General features: G+C 73.4%; 26 protein-coding genes and 1 pseudogene. 12 read left to right on the plus strand and 15 right to left on the minus strand.

What is annotated here, in order from left to right:
- Window positions 1-19: 19 nt before the first annotated feature.
- Window positions 20-1,006: pseudogene (locus OG429_RS35480) on the minus strand (carboxylesterase family protein); the annotation flags it as partial.
- Window positions 1,007-1,184: 178 nt separating this feature from the next.
- Here OG429_RS35480 and OG429_RS35485 point away from each other — a divergent pair.
- Window positions 1,185-1,700: a hypothetical protein gene (locus OG429_RS35485; RefSeq protein ID WP_328929356.1), complete on the plus strand. Its 516-nt coding sequence runs from the start codon at window positions 1,185-1,187 to the stop codon at window positions 1,698-1,700.
- 76 nt (window positions 1,701-1,776) lie between these two features.
- On the opposite strand, the gene OG429_RS35490 is transcribed toward OG429_RS35485, so the two are convergent.
- From OG429_RS35490 to OG429_RS35500, 3 genes are read right to left on the minus strand one after another with little or no spacing between them, the layout of a single operon-like run.
- The gene (locus tag OG429_RS35490; protein WP_328929357.1) at window positions 1,777-2,802 is read right to left on the minus strand and encodes an NAD(P)/FAD-dependent oxidoreductase; all 1,026 of its coding nucleotides are present in this window, start codon (window positions 2,800-2,802) and stop codon (window positions 1,777-1,779) included.
- Window positions 2,799-3,353 carry an isoprenylcysteine carboxyl methyltransferase family protein gene (locus tag OG429_RS35495; RefSeq protein ID WP_328930522.1) on the minus strand — a complete coding sequence of 185 codons (555 nt, stop codon included), beginning with the start codon at window positions 3,351-3,353 and terminating at the stop codon, window positions 2,799-2,801. The genes OG429_RS35490 and OG429_RS35495 overlap by 4 nt, the downstream gene beginning before the upstream one ends.
- A gap of 48 nt (window positions 3,354-3,401) precedes the next feature.
- Window positions 3,402-4,463, minus strand: coding sequence for a type III polyketide synthase (locus tag OG429_RS35500; RefSeq protein WP_328929358.1), 1,062 nt, complete (start codon window positions 4,461-4,463; stop codon window positions 3,402-3,404).
- 76 nt (window positions 4,464-4,539) lie between these two features.
- Here OG429_RS35500 and OG429_RS35505 point away from each other — a divergent pair, with 76 nt between their 5' ends.
- Window positions 4,540-5,418: a UbiA family prenyltransferase gene (locus tag OG429_RS35505; protein ID WP_328929359.1), complete on the plus strand. Its 879-nt coding sequence runs from the start codon at window positions 4,540-4,542 to the stop codon at window positions 5,416-5,418.
- Here the strand turns inward: OG429_RS35505 and OG429_RS35510 are convergent.
- Together OG429_RS35510 and OG429_RS35515 are read right to left on the minus strand one after the other, a co-directional pair.
- Window positions 5,405-6,436: a PHP domain-containing protein gene (locus OG429_RS35510; protein ID WP_328929360.1), complete on the minus strand. Its 1,032-nt coding sequence runs from the start codon at window positions 6,434-6,436 to the stop codon at window positions 5,405-5,407. The two genes, OG429_RS35505 and OG429_RS35510, sit on opposite strands and share 14 nt — an antisense overlap.
- A gap of 55 nt (window positions 6,437-6,491) precedes the next feature.
- Window positions 6,492-6,968, minus strand: a complete 477-nt coding sequence (locus tag OG429_RS35515; protein WP_328929361.1) for a MarR family winged helix-turn-helix transcriptional regulator — start codon at window positions 6,966-6,968, stop codon at window positions 6,492-6,494.
- Between the two features lie 128 nt (window positions 6,969-7,096).
- Here OG429_RS35515 and OG429_RS35520 point away from each other — a divergent pair, with 128 nt between their 5' ends.
- Window positions 7,097-7,507 (plus strand): organic hydroperoxide resistance protein, encoded by a 411-nt coding sequence (locus OG429_RS35520; RefSeq protein ID WP_328929362.1) that lies wholly within the window; start codon window positions 7,097-7,099, stop codon window positions 7,505-7,507.
- Between the two features lie 76 nt (window positions 7,508-7,583).
- Window positions 7,584-9,257 carry an FAD-dependent monooxygenase gene (locus tag OG429_RS35525; protein ID WP_328929363.1) on the plus strand — a complete coding sequence of 558 codons (1,674 nt, stop codon included), beginning with the start codon at window positions 7,584-7,586 and terminating at the stop codon, window positions 9,255-9,257.
- A gap of 13 nt (window positions 9,258-9,270) precedes the next feature.
- On the opposite strand, the gene OG429_RS35530 is transcribed toward OG429_RS35525, so the two are convergent.
- Window positions 9,271-9,639: a DUF6204 family protein gene (locus OG429_RS35530; protein ID WP_328929364.1), complete on the minus strand. Its 369-nt coding sequence runs from the start codon at window positions 9,637-9,639 to the stop codon at window positions 9,271-9,273.
- A gap of 152 nt (window positions 9,640-9,791) precedes the next feature.
- Between OG429_RS35530 and OG429_RS35535 the strand changes: the two genes are divergently transcribed.
- The 3 genes from OG429_RS35535 to OG429_RS35545 all read left to right on the plus strand — a co-directional run bounded on the left by OG429_RS35535 (window position 9,792) and on the right by OG429_RS35545 (window position 12,375).
- Window positions 9,792-11,069: a VWA domain-containing protein gene (locus tag OG429_RS35535; RefSeq protein ID WP_328929365.1), complete on the plus strand. Its 1,278-nt coding sequence runs from the start codon at window positions 9,792-9,794 to the stop codon at window positions 11,067-11,069.
- Window positions 11,069-11,881, plus strand: coding sequence for a hypothetical protein (locus OG429_RS35540; protein ID WP_328929366.1), 813 nt, complete (start codon window positions 11,069-11,071; stop codon window positions 11,879-11,881). Before OG429_RS35535 ends, OG429_RS35540 begins: the two co-directional genes overlap by 1 nt.
- Window positions 11,882-11,997: 116 nt before the next feature.
- The gene (locus OG429_RS35545) at window positions 11,998-12,375 is read left to right on the plus strand and encodes a hypothetical protein (RefSeq protein ID WP_328929367.1); all 378 of its coding nucleotides are present in this window, start codon (window positions 11,998-12,000) and stop codon (window positions 12,373-12,375) included.
- Between the two features lie 29 nt (window positions 12,376-12,404).
- Here the strand turns inward: OG429_RS35545 and OG429_RS35550 are convergent, their stop codons facing one another.
- The 5 genes from OG429_RS35550 to OG429_RS35570 form a co-directional block, all read right to left on the minus strand.
- Window positions 12,405-13,406 carry an ArsR/SmtB family transcription factor gene (locus tag OG429_RS35550; protein ID WP_328929368.1) on the minus strand — a complete coding sequence of 334 codons (1,002 nt, stop codon included), beginning with the start codon at window positions 13,404-13,406 and terminating at the stop codon, window positions 12,405-12,407.
- A gap of 337 nt (window positions 13,407-13,743) precedes the next feature.
- Entirely contained in the window at window positions 13,744-15,102 is a 1,359-nt protein-coding gene (locus tag OG429_RS35555; RefSeq protein ID WP_328929369.1) for a (2,3-dihydroxybenzoyl)adenylate synthase, read from the minus strand.
- A 155-nt stretch (window positions 15,103-15,257) separates the two neighbouring features.
- The gene (locus OG429_RS35560) at window positions 15,258-16,031 is read right to left on the minus strand and encodes a class I SAM-dependent methyltransferase (RefSeq protein WP_328929370.1); all 774 of its coding nucleotides are present in this window, start codon (window positions 16,029-16,031) and stop codon (window positions 15,258-15,260) included.
- Between the two features lie 52 nt (window positions 16,032-16,083).
- Complete coding sequence (locus OG429_RS35565; protein ID WP_328929371.1) at window positions 16,084-16,509, minus strand: contact-dependent growth inhibition system immunity protein; 426 nt, start codon at window positions 16,507-16,509, stop codon at window positions 16,084-16,086.
- Between the two features lie 82 nt (window positions 16,510-16,591).
- Window positions 16,592-18,754: a D-alanyl-D-alanine carboxypeptidase family protein gene (locus OG429_RS35570; RefSeq protein WP_328929372.1), complete on the minus strand. Its 2,163-nt coding sequence runs from the start codon at window positions 18,752-18,754 to the stop codon at window positions 16,592-16,594.
- Between the two features lie 317 nt (window positions 18,755-19,071).
- Here OG429_RS35570 and OG429_RS35575 point away from each other — a divergent pair, with 317 nt between their 5' ends.
- Window positions 19,072-19,758 (plus strand): lysophospholipid acyltransferase family protein, encoded by a 687-nt coding sequence (locus tag OG429_RS35575; RefSeq protein WP_328929373.1) that lies wholly within the window; start codon window positions 19,072-19,074, stop codon window positions 19,756-19,758.
- Here OG429_RS35575 and OG429_RS35580 read toward each other — a convergent pair.
- Both OG429_RS35580 and OG429_RS35585 read right to left on the minus strand, forming a co-directional pair.
- Window positions 19,755-20,486: a hypothetical protein gene (locus OG429_RS35580; RefSeq protein ID WP_328929374.1), complete on the minus strand. Its 732-nt coding sequence runs from the start codon at window positions 20,484-20,486 to the stop codon at window positions 19,755-19,757. The two genes, OG429_RS35575 and OG429_RS35580, sit on opposite strands and share 4 nt — an antisense overlap.
- A gap of 117 nt (window positions 20,487-20,603) precedes the next feature.
- A complete protein-coding gene (locus OG429_RS35585) occupies window positions 20,604-21,035 on the minus strand; it encodes a GNAT family N-acetyltransferase (protein ID WP_328929375.1) in 432 nt (143 codons plus the stop codon).
- A 158-nt stretch (window positions 21,036-21,193) separates the two neighbouring features.
- Between OG429_RS35585 and OG429_RS35590 the strand changes: the two genes are divergently transcribed.
- The 4 genes from OG429_RS35590 (at window position 21,194) to OG429_RS35605 (ending at window position 23,546) form a co-directional block, all read left to right on the plus strand.
- Window positions 21,194-21,394: a hypothetical protein gene (locus OG429_RS35590; RefSeq protein ID WP_328929376.1), complete on the plus strand. Its 201-nt coding sequence runs from the start codon at window positions 21,194-21,196 to the stop codon at window positions 21,392-21,394.
- Window positions 21,395-21,523: 129 nt separating this feature from the next.
- The gene (locus OG429_RS35595) at window positions 21,524-21,940 is read left to right on the plus strand and encodes a YciI family protein (protein ID WP_328929377.1); all 417 of its coding nucleotides are present in this window, start codon (window positions 21,524-21,526) and stop codon (window positions 21,938-21,940) included.
- An 88-nt stretch (window positions 21,941-22,028) separates the two neighbouring features.
- On the plus strand, window positions 22,029-22,208 hold the full coding sequence (locus tag OG429_RS35600; protein ID WP_328929378.1) for a hypothetical protein: 180 nt from the start codon (window positions 22,029-22,031) through the stop codon (window positions 22,206-22,208).
- Between the two features lie 186 nt (window positions 22,209-22,394).
- Window positions 22,395-23,546, plus strand: coding sequence for a serine hydrolase domain-containing protein (locus OG429_RS35605; RefSeq protein WP_328929379.1), 1,152 nt, complete (start codon window positions 22,395-22,397; stop codon window positions 23,544-23,546).
- On the opposite strand, the gene OG429_RS35610 is transcribed toward OG429_RS35605, so the two are convergent.
- Window positions 23,543-25,036 (minus strand): AMP-binding protein, encoded by a 1,494-nt coding sequence (locus tag OG429_RS35610; protein WP_328929380.1) that lies wholly within the window; start codon window positions 25,034-25,036, stop codon window positions 23,543-23,545. The genes OG429_RS35605 and OG429_RS35610 overlap by 4 nt on opposite strands.
- Window positions 25,037-25,054 lie beyond the last annotated feature (18 nt).

Consider the following 25,054-nt stretch of genomic DNA (forward strand, 5'->3'; position numbering starts at 1 on the left):
GCACCACCGGCACCCGGTGGAACCGCCCGGCCTCCAGGGCCCGCCGGGGTTCCACGGGCAGGTGGGCGCCGCCGTACGAGACCTTGGAGAAGGTCTGCGTCAGTTCAGGCGTCACGAGCGTGCCGGTGTCCAGCCGGCGCAGGCAGTCCAGCGCAGCCGCCGAACCGCCGCAGCCGAGTCGGGCCGTCGCCAGCACGCCGTCCGCGACCGTGCGCCGTTCGGGCACGAAGGGTTCGTACGCACCGAGCGTGGGCAGCAGGGACCACGGCGGCACCGTGGTCGAGCACGATCCGCTCTGCACGATCGCCTTGTGGAACAGGTCCGCCGACGCCGGTGAGGTGAGGTGCGCGCAGACGCTGAGGGCGCCCGCCGATTCGCCGAACACGGTGACGTTGCGCGCGTCCGCGCCGAAGCGCTCCGCGTTCGCCCGTACCCAGCGCAGCGCCGCCCGCTGGTCGGCGAGGGCGAAGCCGGGGGCGCCGCCGAGCTCGGGGTGGCCGAACAGGCCGAAGACGCCCAGCCGGTAGTTGACGGTCACGACCACGACGTCACCCCGGACGGCGAGCCGTTCGGCCGGGTACAGGTCGCCCGCGCCGTTGACGAACCCCCCGCCGTGGAACCAGACCATGACGGGCCGCCGCGTGCCCGGGGCGGCGGCCCCGGCGGGCGCGGTGACATTGAGGTACAGGCAGTCCTCCGAGCCGCTCGGCCCGCCGGGCCCGACCGCGGGCAACTGCACGCAGCGGGAGCCGGGGGCGCCCGCGTCGCGGACCCCCTCCCACCGGGGCGCCGGCTCCGGAAGCCGCCAGCGCAGCGCGCCGGTCGGGGGAGCGGCGTACGGGATGCCCTCGAAGGTGGTGTACGCCCCGTGGGACCGGCCGCGTACCCGTCCCCGGTCGGTGTCCACCACGGGCCGCGCCGAACCCTCCGCCGCGGCCGCGGCCACCGGGATCAGTGCGAGGGGCAGCGTCAGCGCCAGCGGCAGTGCGCACCGGCGCCAGAACATCCGCACGTCAAGCACGGTCTACGCCCTTTCTCCGCGGGCCGGACGGGCCCCCGTCTGCCCGCCCCGAATGGCGCAGTGAGCGGAATTGGCAGTAAATGTAACAAATCGTATGCTTCCCGTGACGCACGATGACCGGCTCGCGATGTGCAGACCCGCGTGTCGGCGAACGGAGCTTTCCATGACTGACCCCATACCCTTCGCGGCGACGGACCATGAAGACCGCCGCGAGATCCCCGGCACCACCGCTCCGGGCGCTCCGGGTACCCAGCCCGTCCGCGCCGGGCCGGAGGCCGTCCCGGCCGGTTCCGGCTCCCCGGTGCTGCGGCACGTCCTGCGCCAGCCGGTCGCGGTCGCCCTGCTGGTCAGCGGCGCGCTGCACCTGCCCAGAGACTTCGCAGCCCTGTCGGCGGCGGCCCCCCTCGACTTCCTTCCCCTCCTCGCCACCGTGCTCTGCCTCGGCCTCGGGGCGCTCCTGGCGCTCCGCGACACCGCGGTCGTGTGGCGGGCCGCAGCGGCCGCGGCCGTCGGAGTCGTCGCCCTGCACGTCGTCGGCGGCGTGGCGGGCTTCGACCCGCTCGCCCGGGCGGTGGGCGGGTCCCTGGCCTGGGCCGGGGTCGTCGCGGTGCTCTGCGCGGCGGTCGCGGCCGTCCTCGCGGGCCTGGCCCTGAGGAACCGTCAGGAGGACCCTGCCTGAACCGGCGGTGAGGACGAGCGGCACTCCGCGCCCAGCGCGGGGTGCCGCTTGCACTTCCACGCGTGACCGCGCGCGCTCACGCCAGGAGGTTCACCGCCCCCGTGAACACGCGCGGGAGCCGGGCCGCCAGTGGGACGATCTGCCGGGCGAGCCGCGGCCGGTGGCGTGCCCAGAGCAGGGACTCGGTGAGCGTGCGGTAGCTGCGCGACAGCTCCCGCCAGGCCTGCTCGTACGCCTGCGGCCGCCCCGCCCGTACGCAGCGGACCAGCTCGCCGGCCGCCGTCACGGCCAGTGTCAGGCCCTCACCGGTCAGCGCGTCCACGTACCCCGCAGCGTCACCGACGAACAGCACGCGCCCCGCCACCCGTACGCGGGCCGCTTGGCGCAGCGGCCCCGCCCCGCGCACCGCCGCACCGGGGGACGCGGGCAGCCGCGCCGCCAGCAGCGGGAAACGGGCGAGCTGTACGTCGAACGGGGCCTGCTCCGCGGTCAGCAGGGCCACCCCGATCCGGTCGGGCCCGAGCGGGGTGACGTACGCCTCGCACCGGGCCGACCAGTGGACCTCGACGAGGTCGCTCCACGGCTCGGCGGCGTAGTGGCGGCGCAGGCCGTAGCGCGCCGGCCGGGCGGGCGCCGGTGGCGCGCACAGACCGAGGCGGCGCCGGACGGGGGAGTGCAGGCCGTCCGCCGCGACGAGGTAACGGGCCGTGAAGCCCGCCGCGTTGACGCTGTCGCCGTCCTGGCCGATCCCCTCGACCCGCCGGCGGACCACGCGCACGCCCAGCTGGCCGGCGCGTTCGGCCAGCGCGGCCTGGAGCGCGGTGCGCCGGATGCCGAGGCCGGGGCCGGAGCGGAACAGCCCCTCGGCGTGCCGCCCGGTCACCGCGTCGACGTAGCGGATGCCCCGGAAGGGCTGCCCGGTCGCGGACACACCCAGCTCCAGCAGCCGGCGGACGGCCCCCGGCATCAGCCCCTCCCCGCAGGCCTTGTCGATCGGGGTGGGCCGCGGCTCCACGACGACGACCTCCAGACCGGCCAGTGCGCCGTGGATGGCCGTCGCCAGGCCCGCCGGGCCGCCGCCCGCGATCAGCAGGTCGATCACGAGCGGGAGCCCGACGTGGGAACGGAGGCGGGGGCGCGCAGGCGTCCGCCGTCCGTCAGCGCGGCCTCCTCGCAGCCGATCCGCACGCGCAGCAGCATCAGGTTGAGCGCGGTGAAGCCGAGTGCGGTCAGCCAGGCGGTGTGCACCAGCGGCAGCGCGAAGCCCTCCACCACGACGGCCACGTAGTTGGGGTGGCGCAGCAGCCGGTACGGGCCGGCCGCCACCAGCGGCAGTCCGGGGACCACCACCACCCGGGTGTTCCAGCGCGGTCCCAGGGTGGCGATGCAGCACCAGCGCAGGACCTGCGCCGCCAGGACGAGGGCGAGGGCGGACCAGCCGAGTACGGGGACGAACGGGCGGTCGGCGGCCAGGGGTTCCACCACGCAGCCCGCCAGCAGCGCGGTGTGCAGGGCGACCATGGCCGGGTAATGGCCGCGGCCGTACTCGCGGCCGCCCCGGGCCAGGCTCCACGCCGTGTGGCGGCGGGCCGTGACCAGCTCGACGAGGCGTTCGGCCGCGATCAGGCCGATGAGCAGCAGGTACAGGGTCATGGAGGGGGCCATGGACGAGGACATGGGCATGGAGTCACCAATCAGCGGTCACCAGCGGAGCAGGACGAGTTCGGAGGCGAAGCCAGGCCCGAAGGCCAGCATCAGGCCGACCGATCCGGGGGGCGGCGGCCCCGCGGTCTGGATGCCGCCCAGGATGTGCAGGACCGAGGCGGAGGAGAGGTTCCCGGCGGCCGCCAGCGAACGGCGGCTCGCCGCGAAGGCCGACTCGGGCAGGCCCAGCGCGTCCGCGAGCGTGTCGAGGATCTTCGGGCCGCCCGGGTGGCAGATCCACGCGTCGACGTCGGCGGGCTTGAGGTCGTGCGCGGCGAGGAAGGTTTCGACCTCCTCGGCCACGTGCAGCCTGACCAGGTCCGGGATTTCACGGCCGAGGACCATGCGCAGGCCCCAGTGGCCGATGTCCCAGCCGAGCAGGTGCTCGGTGCCCGGGTAGAGGTGGCTGCGCGCGGCCACCACCGCGGGTCCGGCGCCGGTGGCGTGCAGGGGATGGTCGCGGCCCACCGCGACGAGCGCGCCGGCCCCGTCGCCGAAGAGGGCTCCGGCCACCAGGTTCGCCATGGAGGTGTCCGTGGGCTGCAGGGTGAGCGAACAGAGCTCGGTGGACAGCAGCAGGGCCGCGTGGCCGGGCCGGCCCGTCAGGTAGTCGTGGAGATGGCCGACGCCGGCTGCGCCGGCCGCGCAGCCGAGGCCGAAGAGCGGTACCCGCTTCACGTCGGGCCGCAGCGCGGCGTGCGGGGCGAGGCGGGCCTCCAGCGACGGCGTCGCGAGCCCGGTCACCGTGGTGGACATGACGAGGTCGATCTCCGGCGCCGTGAGACCGGCGGCGGCGAGGGCGTGTTCGAGAGCCCGGCCGGCCAGCTCCAGGGCGGCTTCCAGGAAGAGGGCGTTCGTCGTGCCGAAGTCGTTCGACGGCCCGTACCGCTCCAGCGGGAGCGCGAGATGGCGGGTCTCCACGCGCACCGAGGCGTGGACCCGGCGCAGCAGCGCGGTATCGGAGCCGGACGGCAGGAAACGGGCGAGCGCTGCCGTGATCTCGGCCTGCGGATGGCGATGCGGCGGGAACACGCTGCTCACTGCCAGGACACGTGTCATTGATTCACCATAGGAAACAACTGACACATCGTTATGAATCAGGCGAACCGGGCGCGGCGCGGCTTAGCGTGACGGTGTGCCCGCGCGAACCGCAGAGACAGGACGGCCGCCCAGGCCCGCCGTCGCCTTCGCCCTTCGGTGGCGTACGGCAGCCGTGGGCCTGCTGGCAGCGTGCCATCCCCTGCCGGCGGCGGCCGTGACCCTCTTCACCGCGCTGCTCGCGGCCGCGGCGGGGCGAAGCCTCCCGGGCGCGGCGGCCACGGTGGGCGCGGTGGCCGCCGGGCAGCTCTCGGTCGGCTGGTGCAACGACCGGGCCGACCTGCGGCGGGACCTCGCCGCGGGGCGGCGGGACAAACCCCTGGTGGCCGGTACGGTGCGGCCCGCGGCCGTGACCCGCGCGGCGGCCCTGGCGCTGCTGGTCTGCGTCCCGCTCTCGCTGGCCGGCGGGCTGCTCGCGGGCGCGGTCCACCTCGTGTGCGTGGCGGCCGCCTGGGCGTACAACCTCAAGCTGAAGGGGACGGCCGTCTCCTGGCTCCCGTACGCCCTGGCCTTCGGACTGCTTCCCGCCTTCGTGACCCTCGGCCTGCCCGGCGCGCCGTGGCCGCCGCCGTGGCTCACGGCCGCCGCGGCCCTGCTGGGCGCGGGCGCGCACTTCGCCAACGTCCTGCCCGACATCGCCGACGACCTGGCCACCGGGGTCGTGGGCCTGCCCCAGCGGCTCGGGGCTCGGACCTCGGCCGCGCTCGCTGGGCTCCTCGTGCTCGCCTCGGCCGCCGCGCTGGTCGTGGGGCCGCCGGGGCGGGTGACGGCGTACGGCTGGGGCCTGCTGGCCGCCACGGCGGCGACGGTGCTCCTGGGAGGCCGGCGCCCGGCGGGCCGGCTCCCGTTCCGCGCGGTGATGGCCGTCGCCGGAGCCGATGTCCTGCTGCTGGTGGTCCAGCTCAGACGGTCCTAGTACGGGTCCACTCGAGGAGCCGGTCCGCAGGCCAGGTGTTGACGACGCGCCCGGCCGGGACCGCGCACGCCGCGGCCCGTTCGCAGCCGAGGATCTGCCAGTCCAGCTGGCCCGGCGCGTGCGCGTCCGTGTCGATCGCGAACAGGGTCCCGGCGTCGACGGCGAGGCGCAGCAGCCGCCGGGGCGGGTCCAGCCGCTCGGGCCGACTGTTGATCTCCACCGCGGTACCGGAGCCGGCGCAGGCGGCGAAGACGGCCTCGGCGTCGAACCGCGACTCGGGCCGGGTCCGCCCGGTCACCAGCCGTCCCGTGCAGTGGCCCAGTACGTCCAGCAGCGGATTGCGCACGGCCGCCAGCAACCGCCGGGTCATCGCGGGTGCCTCCATCCGCAGCTTCGAATGGACGGAGCCGACGACCAGGTCGAGCTGGTCCAGCAGCTCCGGTTCCTGGTCCAGTGAACCGTCGTCGAGGATGTCGCACTCGATGCCCGTCAGGAGTCTGAACGGCGCCCAGGTCTCGTTGAGCTCCGCCACCACCCGCAGCTGTTCCCGCAGCCGCTCCGGGGAGAGGCCGCGGGCGACGGTGAGCCGCGGCGAGTGGTCGGTGAGCACGGCGTACTCGTGCCCCAGCGAGGCCGCCGCCCGGCCCATCACCTCGATCGGGCTGCCCCCGTCCGACCAGTCGGAGTGCACGTGGCAGTCCCCGCGCAGCGCCGCCCGCAGGGCGGTGGCTGCTGTGGTGGCCGGGGGGCCCTCGGGGAGCGCGGCGGCCTCGTCCTCCAGCGTCTGCAGGTACGCCGGCACCGACCCGTCGAGGGCCTCGCGCACCACCTGGGCCGTCGTGGGGCCGATGCCCTTCACGGCTTCCAGGGAACCGGCCGCCGTGCGTGCGGCGGTCTCGTCCTCGCCCATCTGCCGGAGGGCGGCCGCGGCCGTCCGGAAGGCCCGCACCCGGTAGGTGGGCGCCTGGGCGCGCTCCAGCAGGAAGGCGATCCGGTCCAGCGCGGCCACCGGGTCCATCGCGTACCTCCTGGACCCAGTGTGGCGGCGCGGCGGTGATCGCGCCGGACGGGTCTCACGCCTCCTGCGGGACCGCGGCGTCGAGGGCGGCGGTGAGGCGGTTCAGGCGGGTCTGGAGGTCGAGGATCTCGGCCAGCTCGAAGCCGGTCGCGGTCGCGATCCGCCGCGGTACCTCCACCGCGCGGGCGCGCAGCGCGGCGCCCTCCTCGGTGAGGTGCGCGTGCACGGAGCGCTCGTCCTCGGCGCTGCGCTCGCGGCGGACCAGACCGGCCGCCTCCAGCCGCTTGAGCAGCGGCGACAGTGTCCCGGAATCGAGCCGGAGGTGCTGCCCGATCTCCTTGACCGGCAGCTCGCCGTGCTCCCACAGCACCAGCATGACCAGGTACTGCGGGTAGGTCAGGCCCAGGTCCTTGAGGACCACGCGGTAGAGGCCGCCGAAGGCGCGGCTCGCCGCGTTCAGCGCGAAGCAGATCTGGCCGTCCAGGCGCAGGAAGTCCTGGTCGGGGTGGGTTGCGGTCGGCTTCTCGGTCATGAGGGCCAGTGTACCCGGGGCAGACTTGCGAGGCATTGAATTGTGCACAACTCAATTGTGTGCTCTAATGGTGGAGCGAGGCCGACCGACGGCCGCCGCAACGGTTCACTTCTGCGAGAGGAACTCCGATGGACGCGCTGTACACCGCTGTCGCCACCGCCAACGGCCGCGAGGGCCGCACCGTCAGCTCCGACGGCCAGCTCGACCTCGCCCTCGCCATGCCCCCGGCGCTCGGCGGCAACGGGCAGGGCACCAACCCCGAGCAGCTCTTCGCGGCCGGCTACGCGGCCTGCTTCGCCAGCGCGCTCGGCCTGGTCGGCCGCCAGGCCAAGGCCGACACCAGCGAGGTGTCGGTCACGGCGGAGGTCTCCATCGGCAAGGACGGCGCCGGCTTCGGCCTGGGCGTGGTCCTGCGCGTCGAGCTCCCCGAGTCCCTGGCGGGCGAGACGGGCACCCTGCTGGTCAAGCAGGCGCACGAGGTCTGCCCGTACTCCCGTGCCACGCGCGGCAACATCGACGTGGACCTCGTGATCGAGTAAAGATGCCGGACGCCGGGCGGGCGGCCACGATGGAGGGAAACCGACTCGTACGGGGGCCGCTCGCCAGGAGGCGCCGATGGCGCACACCTACGCAACCGACGTACTGGTCGCCGGAGCCGGCCCGGTCGGACTGACCGCGGCGCTGGAGCTCCGCAGACGCGGAGTCTCCTGCCGGATCGTCGACCGGCTGCCCGCCCGCCTCCCGTTCGCCAAGGCCGTGGGCATCCAGCCGCGCACCCTGGAGATCTGGGACCGGATGGGACTGGTCCGCACCGTCCTGGACGCGGCCGTCCCGATGCGCGGCCAGCTCGCGTACGTCAACGGCGCCGAGCAGGCGCGCATCGAGCTCGCCCTGCCGCCCGAGGTTCCGTACGGGTTCGCCGCGCTGCCCCAGTACGAGACCGAGCGCATCCTCGACGAGTTTTTGGCCCGGTTCGCCACCTCGGTCGAGCGCGGCACCGAGCTGGTTTCGTTCACCCAGGACGCCGACGGGGTGACCAGCCGGCTGCGCACCCCTTCCGGCGCGGAGGATGAAGTACGGACCCGCTTCCTGATCGGCTGCGACGGCGCGCACAGCATCGTCCGCAAGGGGCTGGGGCTCGGCTACGAGGGCGGAGCCTTCCCCGAGGAGTTCATGCTCGGCGACGTCGAACTCGACTGGGACCTGCCGCACGAGTACGGCGTGCGCTCCATGCACCGGGGCGAGGACGGCACGATCGACGACACGCTGGTGTGCATCCCGCTGCCCGGCCCCGGCAGGTACCGGGTGTCGATGACGGTGCCGCCCGAGTTCTCGGCCGCGCGGCAGGACGGGGCCGCCTCCGACGGGGTCGCCCACGGCCTGGAGAGAGGCCGGGCCCCCGGACTCGCCGACATCCAGACCGTCCTGGACCGGCTCTCGCCGCACCCCACCACGGCCTCCAACATGCGCTGGACCTCGGTGTTCCGCATCAGTCACCGGATCGTGGACCGCTACGGCGACGGCCGCATCTTCGTCGCCGGGGACGCGGCGCACATCCACCCGCCCACCGGCGCCCAGGGCATGAACACCGGCATCCAGGACGCCTGGAACCTGGCCTGGAAGCTCGCCCTCGCCATCGACGGCGGCGCCCGTCCCGACCTGCTCGCGAGCTACGACGCCGAACGCCGGCCCGTGGGCGAGGAGGTCGTCAGCCGCACCGTGCGGCACGCCGCCGAGGGGGTCCAGGCCGACCCGGAGGACAAGGCGACGCTGCTGATGCGCGAGGCCCAATTGCTCGTCGGCTACCGGGGCAGCCCGCTCGTCGACCCGCCGGGCGAGGGCCCCGGACCCCAGCCGGGCGACCGGGCCCCGGACTGCGCCGGCCTCACCGCACCGATTGCCGCCTACCCGCTGCGCTTGTACGACGTCCTGCGCAACCGCGGACACCTGCTGGTGCTGTACGGGGGCGGGAACGGGTCCGCGGGCGGGGCCGGGGCGGGGGACGGCCGGTGGATCGACGAACTCGCGCGGACGGCACGGGAGTCGTCAGGGGACCGGGTGGAGACCTGCGTGGTGCTCGAACCCGACGCCCCGGCCGCCGCCTGCCGGGGCGGCCTACCCGCCTACCGCGACACCGGCGGCGAGTTCGCCCGCCTCTACGCGGCCGACCGGCCGACGGCCTTCGTGATCCGCCCCGACGGCTACCTCGGCGCCCGCCTCTCGCCACCCACGGCGCAGGCACTGCGCACGCACCTCGCGGGCACCTTCGCCGCCACGGACCAGGGGTAGTCCCACCGACCGGTCATGACCGGCCGTCCCCGCGGGCGGCCTCCCGGCGCCCGCGCTTGCCCAGCGGGGCCTGCGAGAGGTCCTGGGCCGTGGACTTGAGCCGCTTGAACCCGTACCCGCGCTCGGTCAGCCAGCTCTCCGCCGCGAGTTCGGCCCGGGCCGTCGCGTCGAGGATGTCCTCCTCCGCCTCGCCCGAGTCAAGGAAGCGGAAGGTGAAGGAGGGGCGGACGGCGACGTCGTCGTACGTGAGGTGCCCCTCGGTGGTGAAGGCCGCGTACAGCACGTCGTGTTCGGGAGCGGCGGCCGTCAGCTCGGCCCGCTGGTCGGCCGTGAGGTTGTCGAAGGAGCCGCGGACGGTGATGCGGAAGGTACGGGAGCTCATCTCGGCACCCTAGAACGCACCTTTCGCCCCCCGCACCGGGATATTCCGCGCGGCGGCGGCCGACGCGCCCGCCCCAGCGCCGGGGGAACGGCCGAAGCCCGGGACCCGCAGCACATTTTGGATTGGCGGACGATCCTCAATACGATCCGGCGATGATCACAACAAAACGGCTTGCGGCCGGGGCGTGCGGCCTGCTCGCAGCCCTGGCCGTCGGGCTCTTCCCGGCGAGCGCCACCGCCGCCGACGGACCGACGGCGAAGGAACCCCCGAAGGTCGACCTCGTCCTCGACGTCAGCGGCTCCATGCGGGCCACCGACATCGACGGCCAGTCCCGGATGGTCGCCGCGAAGCAGGCCTTCAACGAGGTCATCGACGCGGTCCCGGGCGAAGTACGGCTCGGCATACGGACCCTGGGCGCCACCTACCCCGGTGAGGACAAGGCGCTCGGCTGCAAGGACACCAAGCAGCTGTACCCGGTCGGACCGCTCAACCGGACGGAGGCGAAGACCGCCGTCGCGACGCTCGCCCCCACCGGCTGGACGCCGATCGGCCCCGCCCTGCTCGCCGCGGCCCAGGACCTGGACGGCGGTGACGCAACCAAGCGGATCGTGCTCATCACCGACGGCGAGGACACCTGCGCCCCGCTCGACCCGTGCGAAGTGGCGCGCGACATCGCCGCCAAGGGCATTCACCTGGTCATCGACACCCTCGGCCTGGTCCCGGACGCCAAGACCCGGGCCCAGCTCACCTGCATCGCCGAGGCAACCGGCGGTACGTACACCTCGGTGCAGCACACCGCCGAACTCTCCGGCAGGGTCAAACAGCTGGTCGACCGGGCCGCCGACCCGGTCGTCAACCCCGTGGCCACCGAGGGCGCCAAGCAGTGCGCGGGCGCCCCCCAGCTGAAGCCCGGCCTCTACAGCGACCGCGAGACCTTCGGCGAACACCGCTGGTACCGGGTCGACGTCCGCCCCGGCCAGGAGCTGCGCGCCTCGGTGAGCATCGCCGCCGACCGCGCCGTCAACAACGACTACGGCGTCCTGCTGCGCGCCACCACCGTGCACGGCCGCGAGATCGTCCGGGGCTCGGAGGCGGGTGACGGGCGTACCGACGTCCTGTCCACCGGCCTGCGCTACCCGAAGGCCGAGATCGACGGCGTGGACGAGCAGGCCGCGGAGGCGACGGAGACCGTCTGCATCCAGGTCAGCAACTCCTTCTCCGCCCCCGCCTCCGTCAAGACCACCCCGGGCATGCCCGTCGAGCTGACCATCGACGTGGTCGACGGACCCGACGAGGCGTCCGACGCCGCCTCCTTCGGCCTCGGCCGCGGTTGGTGGCTGCTGGCCGTCCTGGTGCTCATCGGGCTGGCGGCCGGTGTGGTGTGGGGATGGATCTCACGCTGGCGCATCTCCGTCTGGAGGACCAACTGATGCGTACCGTACGCACACTGACCGCCGCCCTGCTGACCGCGGCCGCCGCCCTCACGGTGGCGGGGACGGCCGCGGGGACGGCCGCGGCGGACACCGCGACGGCGAGCCCCAGCCCCGGTAACGGCTCGAAGTCCGGGCAGGGCGAGGCCGCCCCGACCGAGGCCGGTACGAGCTTCCGTACCGCCACGGCGATGCGCCCGGGCCAGCGGGCCACGGCCGGCGCGTCCACCGGCGACTACCTCTACTGGGTCCTTCCCGTCGACGCGCAGCAGCGCGCGACCGTGAAGGCAACGGTCACGCTGCCCGAATCCGCGAGCCGGCACGGCGCCGCGACCTGGCAGCTCGACGTGTACGACGGGCTGCGCCGCAGGCAGGCGTGCACCTACGGCACGCAGACCAGGGCCGCGGGCAAGGACGCGGCCTCGGTGGAGCTGTCCTGCACCCTGCGTACGGTCCGGGCCGCGGCCGAGCAGTGGGCCAACGACCCGCTGCCGGGCAGCTACTACGTGCGCCTGACCGTCGTCAATCTGCCGGAGGAGGACCTCGGCCTGCCGGTACGCGCGGCAGTGGAGGCCTCCGTGCAGGAGACGGGCGGCGCCCACGCCGTGGACGGCGCCCTCGCCACGCCGCTGGTTCCGGCCACCGTGACCGGGTCGCTGCGCGAGCCGGAGGACGGCTGGTCCGGCGGCTGGTGGTCGGACCGCTGGCTCTGGACGGCGGCAGGAGGGATCCTGGGCGCCCTGGCGGGCATCTTCGGCTACTCCCTGACGCGCGGCGCGGGCCGCCCGTCCCGGGTGCCGCCCCGCGCCTGACAACCGGCCGCGGCAGGCGGCCGCGGTCCCGGGGACGCCTCCCGGGGCTGCGGCCGTCCGCGTGGATTGACGCGTTCCACGGGTATGGCGCGGCCTCGCCGGGGCAGACGCCGAGCATGAGCTTCCAGCATCCCGCGGAGAAGGGGAAGAAGGGCGACGGCGGGATCGGCCGCTTCGAGAAGCTGGCCGAGCTCGCCTCCAACTTCACGAGTTCCGCCTTCTTCTCGATGCTGTGCGTGGCCCTCGTGGCGGCTTTCGTCGCCGTGCACGTGGCCCATATGCCGATGGAATGGCAGCACCTCGCGGGTGACGCGATGGGCGCGGTCGCGCTTCTCCTGCTGGCCCTGCTCAAGAACTCCGAGCGCCGGGCCGAGCACGCCATCCAGCGCAAGCTGGACGCCATCGCCGCCGCCCTCCTGGAGCAGCAGCAAGGCGAGCCGGGCCAGGCCCACGAGGACCTGGAGAAGGCGATCCGGATGGAGGAGCGCCAGTAGCGAGGGCCGACGGACATGGCGCCCGGGCCCTATGCGCGGGCCGCTTCGCTTCCCAGGAGTTCCGCGCCGAGCGGAGTGATGGTGTGCACGACCGACTTGCCACGCCGGCTCGTGGTGATCAGATTGGCGTTGCGCAACACCGTCGCGTGCTGGCTCGCCGCCGCCACCGAGACGTTCAGACGCCGCGCGAGCTCGGTGGTGCTGCACCCCTCGGCGGCCACCTTCAGCGCGGCGGCCCGGGTGCGCCCCAGCAGTGCGCCCAGCGACTGGTCGGCCGCTTCCCCGGCACCCCACAGCGCGGCGCCGGCCTCCGCGTCATTGATGGTGGGGATCGCGAGGGTGGGTGCCGAGTCGGCGTCCGACGGGTCCCACAGCAGCCTCGCGTCCCGCCACAGGAAGACCGTCGGAGCGATGACGAGACCCCGTCCCCCGAGGTGGACCTCGACGTCCCGGTGGTAGCGCATCTCCAGAACGGGCGCCCGCCACCGCACCAGCGGAACGCACATTCCCTCCAAGAGCCGTTCGACCCCGCCGTCGAGCAGCGTCCGCGCGAAGGTGGTGCGTACCCCCTCCATATGGGTCCTCGCCCGGCTCCAGTAGGGAGCGATGATCGCCTCGTTGCAGGCGGCGAGCCCCGCGGCGAAGTGGCGGCGGGCCTCGAGGCCGCCCTCCGCCAGGGTCCGGGCCCACGACAGCTGTGAAGGGTGGAAATCGATGTGCTCGAGCTCGGTCCGTATCCGGTCGGGCGATGCGCGCAGCAGGTTGTCGATCCCTTCCTCGATGGACGGCGAGTTGCCCATCAGCATCGTCAGATCGATGTCCGGGCCGTCCACGGACAGCAGGCTCGTCACCGGGCGGGTCGCCGCCCCCAGCCGTCCGCGCGCCATCGAGTCCCAGGGGCGGAAGGGCAGGGCGTTGGCGGCGCAGTCGCGCAGCAGTTTCAGCCCCATCATGGTTTCCGTGGCCGCGCCGAGCGTCGCGGCCACCCGGGTCCGGGCCAGATCATCGGCGGTGAAATGAATGCGCAGCACCGAGCGTCCCCCGTCGCCGTCGACCCGGCGCCACTGGAACGCCAGCCGCAGTCTGCGCCGTGCCCAGGGCCTCGTCCAGCGGTTATTGAGCCAGGACTCAAGAGCTGTCCGCCGCGGACGGCAATCGAGTGGGGGAGCTGGGGGTGGCTAAGTGGCCTCGGGGAAGTGGGGCACGTCCCCGTGCCGCTCCCCCGGCTACCGCTGGGAGGTGCCCCCAGGCACGGTGCCTCGCCGCGTTGTCGCAGTACCCGAGTACGTCCAGTACAAGGGCACTGCTCCGCCTTGCGATGCACCGCACCGGACGACGCGGAAACGCACCCCACTTCCCCGAGGCCGCTTAGACCGGCCCTTCCTTGAGGCGGCCGGTCACCACCAGGTTGCCGTCCGGGGTGAGCCGCGCGAGGACGCCGGTGCGGAAGTAGCCGTCGGTGGTGAAGGAGCGTGCGTTGTGGTCGGGGGCCCGGTAGTACCCTCGCAGGGTGTACGGACCGCGGGCGAGGAGCTCGCCGGGCTCCCCGTCGGGTACGTCCTCTCCGTCGACGTCGACGATGCGGATCTCGTCGTCGGGCGAGAGCGGGCGGCCCTGCGTGGTGAGCACGGTCTCTTCCGGATCGGCGGGCCGGGTGAGGGTGAGCAGCCCCTCGGCCATGCCGAAGACCTGCTGCAGGCGACAGCCCAGCGCGGGGCCCAATCGCTCGGCGGTCGTCCGGTGCATGGGCGCGCCGCCGATCTGCACGAGGCGCAGACTGCTCAGCTCCGTCTGGACCGTGGGGAGTGCGTCGAGCCAGAGCTGGGCGACGGCGGGCACCACCGAGGTGATGGTGACCCGCTCCCGTCCGATGACCGGAAGGCATTCGGCGGGTCCCGGGTTCTCGGCCAGGACGACCGTGCCTCCGGCGGAGAGGGTGCCGACGATGCCGGGGCAGCCGAAGGCGAAGGTGGACTCGGCGGGCTGCGCGGCGAGATACACGTCGTTCTCGGTGAGCGACACCAGCTCGGCGGCGGCCCGCGCCTGATAGGCGTAGTCGTTGTGGGTGCGCGGAATGAGCTTGGGCGGCGCGCTGGTACCGCCGGAGAGCAGGAAGAAGGCCACCTGGTCGGCGCTCTGCGCGAGCGCCGGCTCGGGCGGGGCGTCGATCGAGCCCAGCGGGCTGTACTGGCAGCCCGACGGGTCGGTCGTGAGGCCGCCGTACGGGGACGGGGCGCCCGGTGCCTCAAGGGTGAACACCCGCCGCAGGAAAGGCTCTTGGGCCGCGATGTCCGCGGCCATCGCCGTGTGGTCGAAGCCCTGGAACGTCGAGGGGCCGACGTAGCCGACGGCCTGGGCGACCCGCACGAGGTGGGACACCTCGGACGCTCGGTGCGAGACCGGGCAGAACACGGGGACCCCGCCGGCGCGCATCAGCGCGAACACGGTGACGACGAACTCGGGAACGTTGGGTAGCTGGACGACGACCCGCTGCCCGGGCCGGAGGCCGCGCAGCCGGAATCCTGCGGCCATGCGGCTCACGCGCCGGTTCAGGGCCGCGTACGTGATGCGGGTGCCGGAGTGCACGAGCGCGGTCCGTGGTCCGTACTGCAGGGCCCAGCCACGCAACAGGTTGTCCAGCGTATTGCCACGCCAGTGCCCGGCTGCCCAGTAGCGGTCGACGAACTCCTCGGGCCAGGGCGTGCAGCCGTTGAGCATGGACGTCATTCGCTTCCTTCGGTACTGGTCACACCCCGCCGCCTTGACCTTGGCATCCAATCCGTCAACACCCCCGCACACAATGAGCCTTCCCGACCATGGACGCTGAACTCCCTCGGCAGAAGGCCCAATGGGAGCCGCTGACCAGGAGGAATGGCTGCCGGCTAGTCGTCCGAGCCGGTGGCCGACGGCGGAACTTCGACGACGAAGAACAGGAAGGTGGTTTTGCTCGAAAGGTCATGGAAGTCGTCGGGGAACAGTTCACGGGCGGCCGGGTCGGGCTGCGGCTCGCTGATGACGGCAAGGCGAAAACCGGCGGTGGTGAAGGCATCGGTCATCGCGTGCAGTGGCTTGCGCCAGAACCGCATCGGGACGGACTGCCCGTTGAACGTCCAATCGAAGGCATAGCTGGTGGTCGCAAAGTAGTCGGGACGAGGATCCTGGATCGTGTAGGCCACGAAAGGGTGGTCCACCGACGCGATCAGCCGGCCGCCGGGCCTGAGCACTCGCCGCAACTCGGCCAGCGTCGGCCCCCAGTCCTCCAGATAGTGCAGCACCAGCGATGCGACCACGTGGTCGAATGCACCATCGGGGAACGGCAGGCGGTCGCGCAGGTCGGCCACGTGCAGGGCTGCGTCGTCACCGAGCCGCCGCCTTGCCAATGCCAGCATCCCGGCGCTGGAGTCGATGCCGGTGACGACGGCACCGCGGTCGCGCAGTGCGGCGGACAGGGGGCCCGAGCCGCAACCGGCGTCCAGGATCCGGCGGCCGGCCACGTCTCCGGCGAGGGCTAACATCGCAGGCCGCTCGTAGTACGCGTTCACCAGGTTGTTCTCGTTCTCCGCCGAGTACGCCTCGGCGAAACCGTCGTAGTCATTCACCTGGTCCCGATCCGCGGACTGGGCGAAGTTCTCAGGCACATCGGTTCCGTGTTCCATCGTCGCAGCCTAGTAGTCACATGATCCACCGGACAGGCGCCACCAGGTCAGGTCAACGAAGTGATCCGGGTCGCGCGACGAAGCGGGCGAGCTCGTCAGCGGCGCCGCGGGGCAGACCGGCGACTGCTGCGTCCGGCAGTGTCGTGATCACGGTGCACAGCTGCGCGGCGAGGTCTGGCAGCGGGGACCAGGCAGAAGCGGGGGCATTGACGGCGGCAAGCAGCAGGTCGCCCTCGTAGAAGCAGGCGTCGATCAACGGCTCCTCAAGCAGCAGGCGCACCGCGAGCGGAAGGACGTACGGCAGCGCCACCTGCTGTGAGATGAGGGTGCGCAGATCCGCCGGACCGAGTTCGCCCAGCGGAACATGCCGCAACGTATGCACCTTGCGGACCAAATGCGTCGCGTCAGGGGCAGGAGGCGCCTCGACATCGGCTACCGGCTCGTCATTGCTGACCTGTAGCCACATCGACAAGGTCAAGTAGTGGTGCGGTCCGGCCGCTTGGTACGACCGGACCGCCACCATCTACCTGGCCGGACCACACCTCGCGGGCCTCTTCGGCCTAGCCGAGCCGGGTGACTCGCGTGCCGAACGAGGGCTCGGCCAGGGCGCCCTGGACCGCCACCGGTACGCTCTTCGCCCCGTCTCCTACGCCCGCCGTCAGCACGCCGATCTCCGACCCGGCCTTCGCGGTGTGCGGAACCGGCGTCGCCCCGGCTTCGAGGGTGAGCTTCAGCCGCTGACCCGGTACGCCGATCACGTTCAGGTCCTTCGTGGCGACCAGCGGTGTGCGGCCGCCGAGCCCGTCGTCCACGTACCCCACCTGCTGGCCCTTGCGGATGACCGGAGCCGACGCGAGCGCCTCCCGTACCGCTTCGATGATCTTCTTGCTGTTCGCCTTCACCAGGGTCAGGCTGTTCCGGCCGTCCGGGTCCGGTCCGTCCACGTGCTGGTCCATCAGCGTGCCCAGGATCAGCGGGGTTTCGTCGCCGATCGACTTGTAGGCCGCCCACATCAGGGTTCCGCCGGCGGGCGTGCTGGACCCGGTCTTGATGCCCCTGATGCTCAGGCCCTGGGCCGTGAGGAGGTTGCCGTTGTTATTGGTGATGGGCTGGGGCAGCCCCTTGATCGTGGCGCTGGGCAGGGCGACGATCGCGCGGAACGCCTCGTCCTTCATGACCGCCTCGGCCAGTGCGAGCTGATCGGCGGCGGTGCTGACGGTCCCCGCGTCCAGGCCGCTGGGGTCGGTGTACGTGGTGCTCCGCATGCCGAGTTCCCTGGCGGCGGCGTTCATCTTCTCGACGAACGCCGTCTCGGAGTCGCTGCCGGTGTCCCAGCGCGCCAGCAGGCGGGCGATGTTGTTGCCCGAGGGGATCATGAGCATCTTGAGCATGTCCGTCTGGCTGAACTTCGAACCGGCGGTGAGTCCTTCGATGCGGGACTCGTGCTCGGACGTGCCGTCCGCCACCGCCTTCGCGTCGACCTCGATGGAGGGGCCGGGGTCGTTCTTGCGCAGCGGGTGGTTCTTGAGGATGACGTAGGCCGTCATCACCTTGGCGACGCTGGCGGTGGGGACGGGCTTCTGCTCGCCGAAGGTCCCGATGTCACCGGACCCGGGGACGCGGACGGCCCCTTGCCCCTTGGCGGGCCAGGGGATGGAGAACTGCCCGGCGAGGGTGTGGTCCGGCTCGGCGGCGACGATGGCCGGGGCGGGCAGCGGGCGCAGCAACTGGGCGCCGGTGAACGCGCCTGCGAGGAGGAGCAGGATCGGGGTCCACACCTTGACGCGCCGCACCAGGGTCCGGCGGGGGGTCTGCGGCGGGGGAGCGGTGTTGGTGAGCTCGGCCAGCAGTTCCAGCGGGGGCAGCGGGGCCGCGACGGCCGACGCCTTGGCCTCGGGCCACGGTTGGGGCTCGGACTTGGCCGGGGACGGGGTGGGCGCCGGGGTGTCCAGCGGCTTGAGCGCGACGAACTGACTGGTCTTCTCGGAGTCGCTCTCGGCCCCCTGAGCCCAGGAGGGCACCCGCCGGGGCGGGTCCGCCGCCTCGGCGTCGTCCTTCTCCTCGGGCGCGGCTTCGGTCTCGGTCTCGGCCGCCGGAGCGTCGGTCTGGGCGTCGGCGTCGACCTCGTCGGGAGCCCCGGCCTCCTCGGGGGCCTCGTCGGACGGGTCGTCACCGTCGTCAGCGTCGTCTGGTACGTCCGCCTCGTCGGGTACGACGGCGTCCTCGGGGTCCGCGCTGTCGGCTGCCGGTGCGGTGTCCTCGGCTTCGTCGGAACCGGCCGGTGAGTCCTCGACTGACTCGATGTCCGCCTCGGTTTCGGCGTCGGGTTCGGCGTCTGCGTCGGGCTTGAGCTCGGCCTCCGCCTCGGGTTCGGCCTCCGCCTCGGGTTCGGCCTCAGGCTCGGCCTCCGCCTCGACCTCGGTCGCGGGCTCGACGTCCGCCTCGGTTTCGGCCTCAGGCTCGGCCTCCGCCTCGACCTCGGTCGCGGGCTCGACGTCCGCCTCGGTTTCGGCCTCCGCCTCGGCCTCGGCCGCAGGCTCGACGTCCGCCTCGGTTTCGGCCTCACGCTCGGCCTCCGCCTCCGCCGCGGCCTCCGCCCCCGCGGCCTCCGCCTCCGCCTCCGCGGGTTCCTCGACGACCGTGTCGGGTTCCGCCTCCGGGACCGTCTCCTCTTCGGTCTCCGCCTTCTTCGAGGAACCGCCCGCCACCGTTTCCGCCTTCATCCCAGCCCCGCCTTGCCGCTCACACCCGACGGCCGCCCGCCACCGCCCACGCGGTGGCGGGCGGCCCGCCGGTCTTGCCGATACGTCGGGCGAGGCCCTCCACGGAGCCTCGCCGATCACCTAGATGCCCCCGGCCACCCACCCGTTCCTCCCCGTGGATCCTGTGACCATTCGGTCATATTCCCTGGCCGGGAGGAGTGCGCACGCAGGGCACGTCGCTTCACCCAGGGACGGTGAGTAGGGCTACTCATGACCGCTGCGCCGCCTCGGCCGACCATGGACGACACCACCACCGTGCCACCCGAACGGGGACGTCCATGCTCAGCCGAATCGCCGCCGCCGTCGTACCCGCCTGCGGGACCCTGACGGTCACCGCCGACCCCGGGGCGCGGCCCGCCGCCGGCAGCATCCTCGTCGCCAACCACACCTCGCTCGCCGACCCCGCCGTGGTGGTCGCCGCGCTGCGCCGGTACGGGATCGAGCCGGTCATCCTGGCCACCAGCGGGCTGTGGCGGGTGCCGCTGCTCGGGTCCGCGCTGCGGCGCGAAGGGCACATCGCCGTCCACCGCGGAACCCACCGGGCCGCCGATTCTCTCGATGCCGCGGCCGTCGCCCTCGCCTCGGGCCGCAGCGTGCTGCTCTACGGAGAGGGCCGGCTGCCGGGCCGCCGCGACGCGGGGGAGTCCGCCCCGGGCCCCTTCCGTAGCGGCTTGGCCCGGCTCGCCGCCGCGACCGGCGCCCCCGTCGTACCCGTTGGCCAGGCAGGCGCCCGCCGCCTGTGCTCCGGCAGCAGCGCCAAGCAGCTCGCCGGAGCCCTCACCGCCCCGCTGCGCAGGCCCTGCCTCCACGTGCACATCGGCTCGCCGCTCCACCTCCCCGACCGGGTCCCGGAGGCGACGGAGCGGGCCCGTGAGGCCGTCACCGCCGCCTGGCGCACCGCGGCCCTCTCCCTCGGTGAACTCGCCGGGCCGGGTCAGGAGCCGTCGCGGGGTGACCACTCCTAGCGTGTGCTGTGGGACAGGACCACGTGGGCAGCGACCCCGTCGGCGTCCGTGTCGATGATGGACACCACCAGCGGGCTGCTGCCCGTCGGCCCGCCGGCCGTAGCGCGCATCCGGTAGCGCTCCACGCGCACGCCCTCGCGGGCGAGCGGACCGCCGCCGGCGTACATCGACTCCGGCATGCGGTCGTTGGCGATGCGCAGCGCCGCCGCGCGCCAGGTTCCCGAGGCCTGGTCGAAGCGCTCCAGCAGGAAGCCCGGTCCGCTGCCCGGCCGGTCGCCCGGTTCGCCGACGAGGATCTCCATCTGGAAGGCGACCAGCAGGTGCCGGTACTCGGAGGAGTTGCCGTTCCGCAGGGTGACGGTGAACTCCTGAGCCGCGCCTCCGCGTACGAGGGCGAGTCCGCCGCCCCGGGTGTCGACCGCGACCTTCAGCCGGGTCGGGGCGGCGGGCGGCGCGGCCGGGGTCGTGGCGGAGGCCGACGGCGCGGAGGAAGCGGCGGCGGGAGTCGCGGACGGGGACGCGGAGGCGGACACGGGCGGCGAGGCGGCGGACTCGGTGGGCGTGGCCGACGGGGACGCCGATCCGGAAGCGGAGGCCGACGGGGACGCGCTGCCCGGGGTCCCGCCGTCCTTCTTCCCGCATCCCGTCAGGCCGGTCAGGCCCGCCAGCAGTACGGCGGCCGCGGTCGCGGCGGTCAGGACCCGGCGGGGTCCGGCGGATGCGGGCATGAGATCGGTTCCCCTACAGGTCGGCTGAGGCAGGAACCTAACAAGCGGGCACCGCGCCGACGAGCCCGGGCGTGCATCGAAGCGGCGACGGTTGGGTCACGGCCTAGCCGCGAAGCATCAGCTCAGAGGCTTCTCGAAGTTGAACGCGGTCACTGCCATCCGCTCACGGAAGTAGAACCGGTGGGCGTCGGTCCGCTGGGTTCCGGAGTCCAGGGTGAGCGAGGTGCAGCCGGCTGCCCTGGCGCGCTCCTCGAGGTGCGCGAGGAGCGCGCGGCCCACACCGGTGGAGCGGGCGGCCGAGGTGGTGACCAGGTCGTCGACGTAGAGCTTGCGGACCTGGCAGGTGTTCGCGACGATCCGCCAGCCGGCCGCGCCCACGCACACGCCGTCGGCGTCGTAGGCCGCGGTGAAGCGCAGCCCCTGGCCCTGTCCCTCGGCGAGGACGGAGAGGAAGAGGTCTTCGGTGAGGTGGGGGCGCAGTTCGAGCAGTACGGGGAGCAGGTCCTCGGTCAGTCGCGAGTCGCCGGGCTCAAGGTCGATGATCTTCATTGGGTCAGCGTAATCGGCCCCTGCGGGTGCGCAGTCGGGTGGGTGGGACGTCCGCCAATCGGCTTGGACTTGGCCGTGCTCGGCCGGGTGCCGGGACACGCGTCGGCTCCTTCTTTAGGTTCTTGGGTGTCCCCAGCCTCCTCGAAAAAGGTGGATCCATGCGTTCTGTGCGCTCCGCGCTCTCCGTCCTCGCCGCCGGCGCGATCGTCCTCGGCGGCGCGTCCGCGGCCGCCGCCGACGTGAACGTCTACGCTCCGTCCGAGAACTCGTACACGTTCGTCTTCGGCGACTGGTTCCAGATCGCCGGCGACGACGTGTTCAACGCGGGCCACGACAACACGGTCGGCTCCAACAACTGACGACGCGGCGAGGCGGCCCGCCCCACGTGGGGCGGGCCGCCTCGCGCGGCCTCGCCCGGCATGTTGCAAGGGGAGGGGATCGGGAGAGCAAGGGGGAGGGACCGTTACCGGCGGCAGGAGTGGCACCTCATGAAGTACATGCTGATGGTCCTGGGCAAGCAGGCCGACTACGAAGCCATGAGCGGCAAGGCGAGCGGTGACAGCCCGGCCTGGTCCGCGGCGGAACTCAAGGCGATGTTCGACCACATGGGCGCGCTGAACGACGAACTGGCCGCGGCGGGCGAGCTGGTCGACGCGCAGGGACTGGCCGAACCCCGCCAGGCGCGTCTGGTGACCGCCGACGCCGACGGCGCCCCGGTGGTTTCCGACGTGCCGTACGGGGAGAAGAGCGCGGTCATCGCCGGGTACTGGGTCGTCGACGTCCCCGACTTCGGCCGAGCCGCCGAGATCGCCGCCCGCGCCCAGGCCTGCCCGGTCCCCGAGGGCGCGCCCACCTACCCGGTCGTCGTCCACCCCGTCGGCGGCGCCCCCGAAACCGCGAAGTGACGACCCGGCCCATCCGCGATCCGGAAGCCGGTGTCCGCATGCCGGACGCCCGTCACGGTTGTCAGACCTCCCGCCTACTCTTGATCACGTGAGTCCGACCCCTGACAACCTCGCCCCCGAGCGTCCCCTCGCTGAGATCAACGCCGACATCCGCGGCTTGTTCGCCCGAGCCGACGGCCGCCTGTCCGACGCCGAGCGCGTGCGGCACGCGATGCTGCTGGCGGAGTGGGCCGCCGCGATACGGGCGTCGGTCGTCCCCGCGGCGTAGCGGGCTCGCCAGGCCACCGTCCGGCCCACCGACCCACCGTCCACCCGCCACCGGCCGCAGCCGATCGCGGTGTGGCGTGCCGTGTCGTGTCGGACCGATGAATTCCCGGTCCGGCGGCAGTCTTCCCCACGGGCTCCCGCGCCGGCCCCTTCGTTCCGGCGCTCCGCACGCACGAGAAGGTGGACGATGAGCGGTCTGCGCAGGCTCCTGGAAGCCCACGTCGGTGACGGCCGACTGCCCGGCGCGGTGGGTCTGGTGGCCCGGGGCGATGACATCGAGGTGGCGGCCGTAGGCTCCCTCGACACCTCCGGCGGCGCCCCGATGGAACGCGACTCCCTCTTCCGGGTCGCCTCGCTCACCAAGCCGGTGATCGCCGCGGCCGCGATGACGATGATCGAGGACGGCCTGCTCGCCCTCGACGTGCCGGTCACCCGCTGGCTGCCGGAACTCGCGGCGCCGATGGTCGCCCGTACGCCGTCCTCACCCGTCGACGACGTGGTTCCCGCCGAGCGCCCGATCACCGTCGAAGACCTCCTCACCTTCCGGGCCGGCTACGGCTTTCCCGCGGACTTCTCGCTGCCCGCCGTCCGGCTGCTCTTCAGCGAGCTGGGGCAGGGACCACCGCAGCCCCAGCAGATCGCGGCGCCGGACGAGTGGATGGCGGCCCTCGCACGGATCCCGCTCCTCCACCAGCCGGGCCGGGCATGGCTCTACAACACCTGCTCCGACATCCTCGGAGTGCTCATGGCCCGCGCGGCCGGACAGTCCCTCCCCGACCTCCTGGCGGAGCGCGTCTTCGAGCCGCTCGGCATGCGTGACACGGCGTTCGCGGTACCGCACGACCGGCTCCACCGGTTCACCGGCTGCTACCGCGCCGCGCCGGACGGCGGCCCGCTGCAGCTCGTCGATCCCGCAGACGGGCAGTGGAGCACCCTGCCCGCCTTCCCCTCCGGGGCGGGCGGGCTGGTCTCCACCGCCGACGACTGGCTCGCCTTCGGCCGGATGCTGCTCGCGGGCGGCGCGTACGGGGGCGGGCGCCTGCTCTCGCCGGAGTCCGTACGGCAGATGGCCACCGACCACCTCACGGCGGAGCAGCGCGAGGGCGGCGCCCTCTTCCTGGAAGGCCAAGGCTGGGGATTCGGCGGCTCGGTCGACGTGGCGCCCCTCGATCCGTGGAACGTGCCCGGCCGCTACGGCTGGATCGGCGGCACCGGCACCGCCGCCCACGTGGTCCCCGCCACCGGCGCCGTCACCATCCTCCTCACCCAGCGCGAAATGAGCGGCCCGGCCTCGCCCCCGCTGATGCGGGAGTTCTGGACCTACGCCGCGAAGGGTTAACGCCCTTCACCGGCCGCGCGGTCCCGCAGGCGGCGTTTGTCCGGCTTCCCCCGGGCGGTCAGCGGGATCGCGTCCTCCCAGAACACCGTGGTCGGCCGGTGCGCCGGAGACAGCTCCCGCCCGACCAGGGCGCAGGCCTCGGCCGCCATCTCGGCGCCGGGCGCGCACCCGGGCGCCGCCACCAGGAACGCGCAGACCTCCTCGCCCGTCAGATCGCTGTGCCGGCCGACCACCACCGCCTCGGCCACGGCCGGATGCCGGGCGAGCGCGGCCTCCACGGGCACGCAGTACACGTTGTCCCCGTCGACCATCACCACGTCCTTGACCCGGTCGTCGAGGTACAGGTAGCCGTCCTCGCCGAGGTGCCCGAGGTCCCCCGTCCGCAGCCACCCGTCGCGCAGGACCGACGCGGTCAGTCCGGGACGGCCCCAGTACCCGGCCATCATCGCCGCCGACCGCATCCACACCTCCCCGGTGCGCCCGGCGCCCACCGCGGCCCCGCCCCCGTCGCGCACCTCGACCTCCACCCCCGCCACGGGCCGCCCCACGGAGGCCAGCAGCTCAGGCCGGTCCGCCACCGCCGCCTCGTGGTCCGCGGGCGTGAGGCGGCAGATCACCGCCGCCTCGTTCATGCCGTAGCCCTGCTGCCACCGCCCGCCCCAGCGGGTCACCGCCTCGCGCAGCCGGGAGGGCAGGACGGGCGAGTCGCCGTACGAGACCACCTCCAGCCCTGGCACACCCGCGGCGGTCCCGGGGTCGTCCAGCAGCCGGTACACCATCGACGTCGTCAGGTACGTCGACACCCGCCCCAGACGCCGGCAGGCCGCGGCGAACTCCCGCGGCGAGAAGGGGGCGAGAACCTCCACCCTGCCTCCGGCCAGCAGCTGTTCCAGGGAGCGCCCGCCGGACCTCTGGGCCAGTGAGGTGACCGACAGGTACACCGGCTCCGCCCACCCGGCCGTGCGTACGGTGTTGCGCGCCGCCATGGCGCCGAAGGTGGAGGCCACCCCCTTGGGCAGCCCCGTCGTCCCGCCGGTGTAGGTCACCCGGGCCACGTCGTCCTCCCGCGCCCGCACGGCCACCGCCGCCGCCTCGCGCCCCGCAGCCCGCCGCAGCACCTCGTCCAGGCCCAGCCGGGGCGCGCCCGTATCGGGCACCGGGACGTCGTGCAGCACCAGGTCCGGCCGGCAGTCCCGCAGGATGAACTCCAGCCCGTACAGGGCCGGTCCGGCCAGCACCTGGGTCAGCCGCGCCCCCAGGAGGTGCGCGGCGAGCCGTACCAGCAGCACCTCTGGCCGGTTCCCGCCCGCCACACAGGCCAGCCCAGATCCGCGCCCGACCCCCGCCTCCGCCAGGGTTCCCGCAAGCCGCCAGGTGTTCTCCCGTACGTCCGAGTACGTCATGACGGCGGGCCCCACACCGATGGCGGGCCGGTCCGCGTACCGCTCCAGGGCCTCTGCCAGTTCCGTGACGTACCGTGCCCGCGCCATGCGCAACCCGCCTCTCCG

This window comes from Streptomyces sp. NBC_00190, from assembly GCF_036203305.1.
Classification (GTDB): domain Bacteria; phylum Actinomycetota; class Actinomycetes; order Streptomycetales; family Streptomycetaceae; genus Streptomyces.

What these genes read in the sequence shown, in the direction of transcription:
- OG429_RS35485 (WP_328929356.1), top strand. Translation starts at nt 1,185, where the DNA reads ATGACTGACCCCATACCCTTCGCGGCGACGGACCATGAAGACCGCCGC.
- OG429_RS35495 (WP_328930522.1), bottom strand. Translation starts at nt 3,353, where the DNA reads ATGACCCTGTACCTGCTGCTCATCGGCCTGATCGCGGCCGAACGCCTC.
- OG429_RS35500 (WP_328929358.1), bottom strand. Translation starts at nt 4,463, where the DNA reads ATGACACGTGTCCTGGCAGTGAGCAGCGTGTTCCCGCCGCATCGCCAT.
- OG429_RS35510 (WP_328929360.1), bottom strand. Translation starts at nt 6,436, where the DNA reads ATGGACCCGGTGGCCGCGCTGGACCGGATCGCCTTCCTGCTGGAGCGC.
- OG429_RS35515 (WP_328929361.1), bottom strand. Translation starts at nt 6,968, where the DNA reads ATGACCGAGAAGCCGACCGCAACCCACCCCGACCAGGACTTCCTGCGC.
- OG429_RS35520 (WP_328929362.1), top strand. Translation starts at nt 7,097, where the DNA reads ATGGACGCGCTGTACACCGCTGTCGCCACCGCCAACGGCCGCGAGGGC.
- OG429_RS35525 (WP_328929363.1), top strand. Translation starts at nt 7,584, where the DNA reads ATGGCGCACACCTACGCAACCGACGTACTGGTCGCCGGAGCCGGCCCG.
- OG429_RS35530 (WP_328929364.1), bottom strand. Translation starts at nt 9,639, where the DNA reads ATGAGCTCCCGTACCTTCCGCATCACCGTCCGCGGCTCCTTCGACAAC.
- OG429_RS35535 (WP_328929365.1), top strand. Translation starts at nt 9,792, where the DNA reads ATGATCACAACAAAACGGCTTGCGGCCGGGGCGTGCGGCCTGCTCGCA.
- OG429_RS35540 (WP_328929366.1), top strand. Translation starts at nt 11,069, where the DNA reads ATGCGTACCGTACGCACACTGACCGCCGCCCTGCTGACCGCGGCCGCC.
- OG429_RS35545 (WP_328929367.1), top strand. Translation starts at nt 11,998, where the DNA reads ATGAGCTTCCAGCATCCCGCGGAGAAGGGGAAGAAGGGCGACGGCGGG.
- OG429_RS35555 (WP_328929369.1), bottom strand. Translation starts at nt 15,102, where the DNA reads ATGACGTCCATGCTCAACGGCTGCACGCCCTGGCCCGAGGAGTTCGTC.
- OG429_RS35560 (WP_328929370.1), bottom strand. Translation starts at nt 16,031, where the DNA reads ATGGAACACGGAACCGATGTGCCTGAGAACTTCGCCCAGTCCGCGGAT.
- OG429_RS35570 (WP_328929372.1), bottom strand. Translation starts at nt 18,754, where the DNA reads ATGAAGGCGGAAACGGTGGCGGGCGGTTCCTCGAAGAAGGCGGAGACC.
- OG429_RS35575 (WP_328929373.1), top strand. Translation starts at nt 19,072, where the DNA reads ATGCTCAGCCGAATCGCCGCCGCCGTCGTACCCGCCTGCGGGACCCTG.
- OG429_RS35580 (WP_328929374.1), bottom strand. Translation starts at nt 20,486, where the DNA reads ATGCCCGCATCCGCCGGACCCCGCCGGGTCCTGACCGCCGCGACCGCG.
- OG429_RS35585 (WP_328929375.1), bottom strand. Translation starts at nt 21,035, where the DNA reads ATGAAGATCATCGACCTTGAGCCCGGCGACTCGCGACTGACCGAGGAC.
- OG429_RS35590 (WP_328929376.1), top strand. Translation starts at nt 21,194, where the DNA reads ATGCGTTCTGTGCGCTCCGCGCTCTCCGTCCTCGCCGCCGGCGCGATC.
- OG429_RS35595 (WP_328929377.1), top strand. Translation starts at nt 21,524, where the DNA reads ATGAAGTACATGCTGATGGTCCTGGGCAAGCAGGCCGACTACGAAGCC.
- OG429_RS35605 (WP_328929379.1), top strand. Translation starts at nt 22,395, where the DNA reads ATGAGCGGTCTGCGCAGGCTCCTGGAAGCCCACGTCGGTGACGGCCGA.
- OG429_RS35610 (WP_328929380.1), bottom strand. Translation starts at nt 25,036, where the DNA reads ATGGCGCGGGCACGGTACGTCACGGAACTGGCAGAGGCCCTGGAGCGG.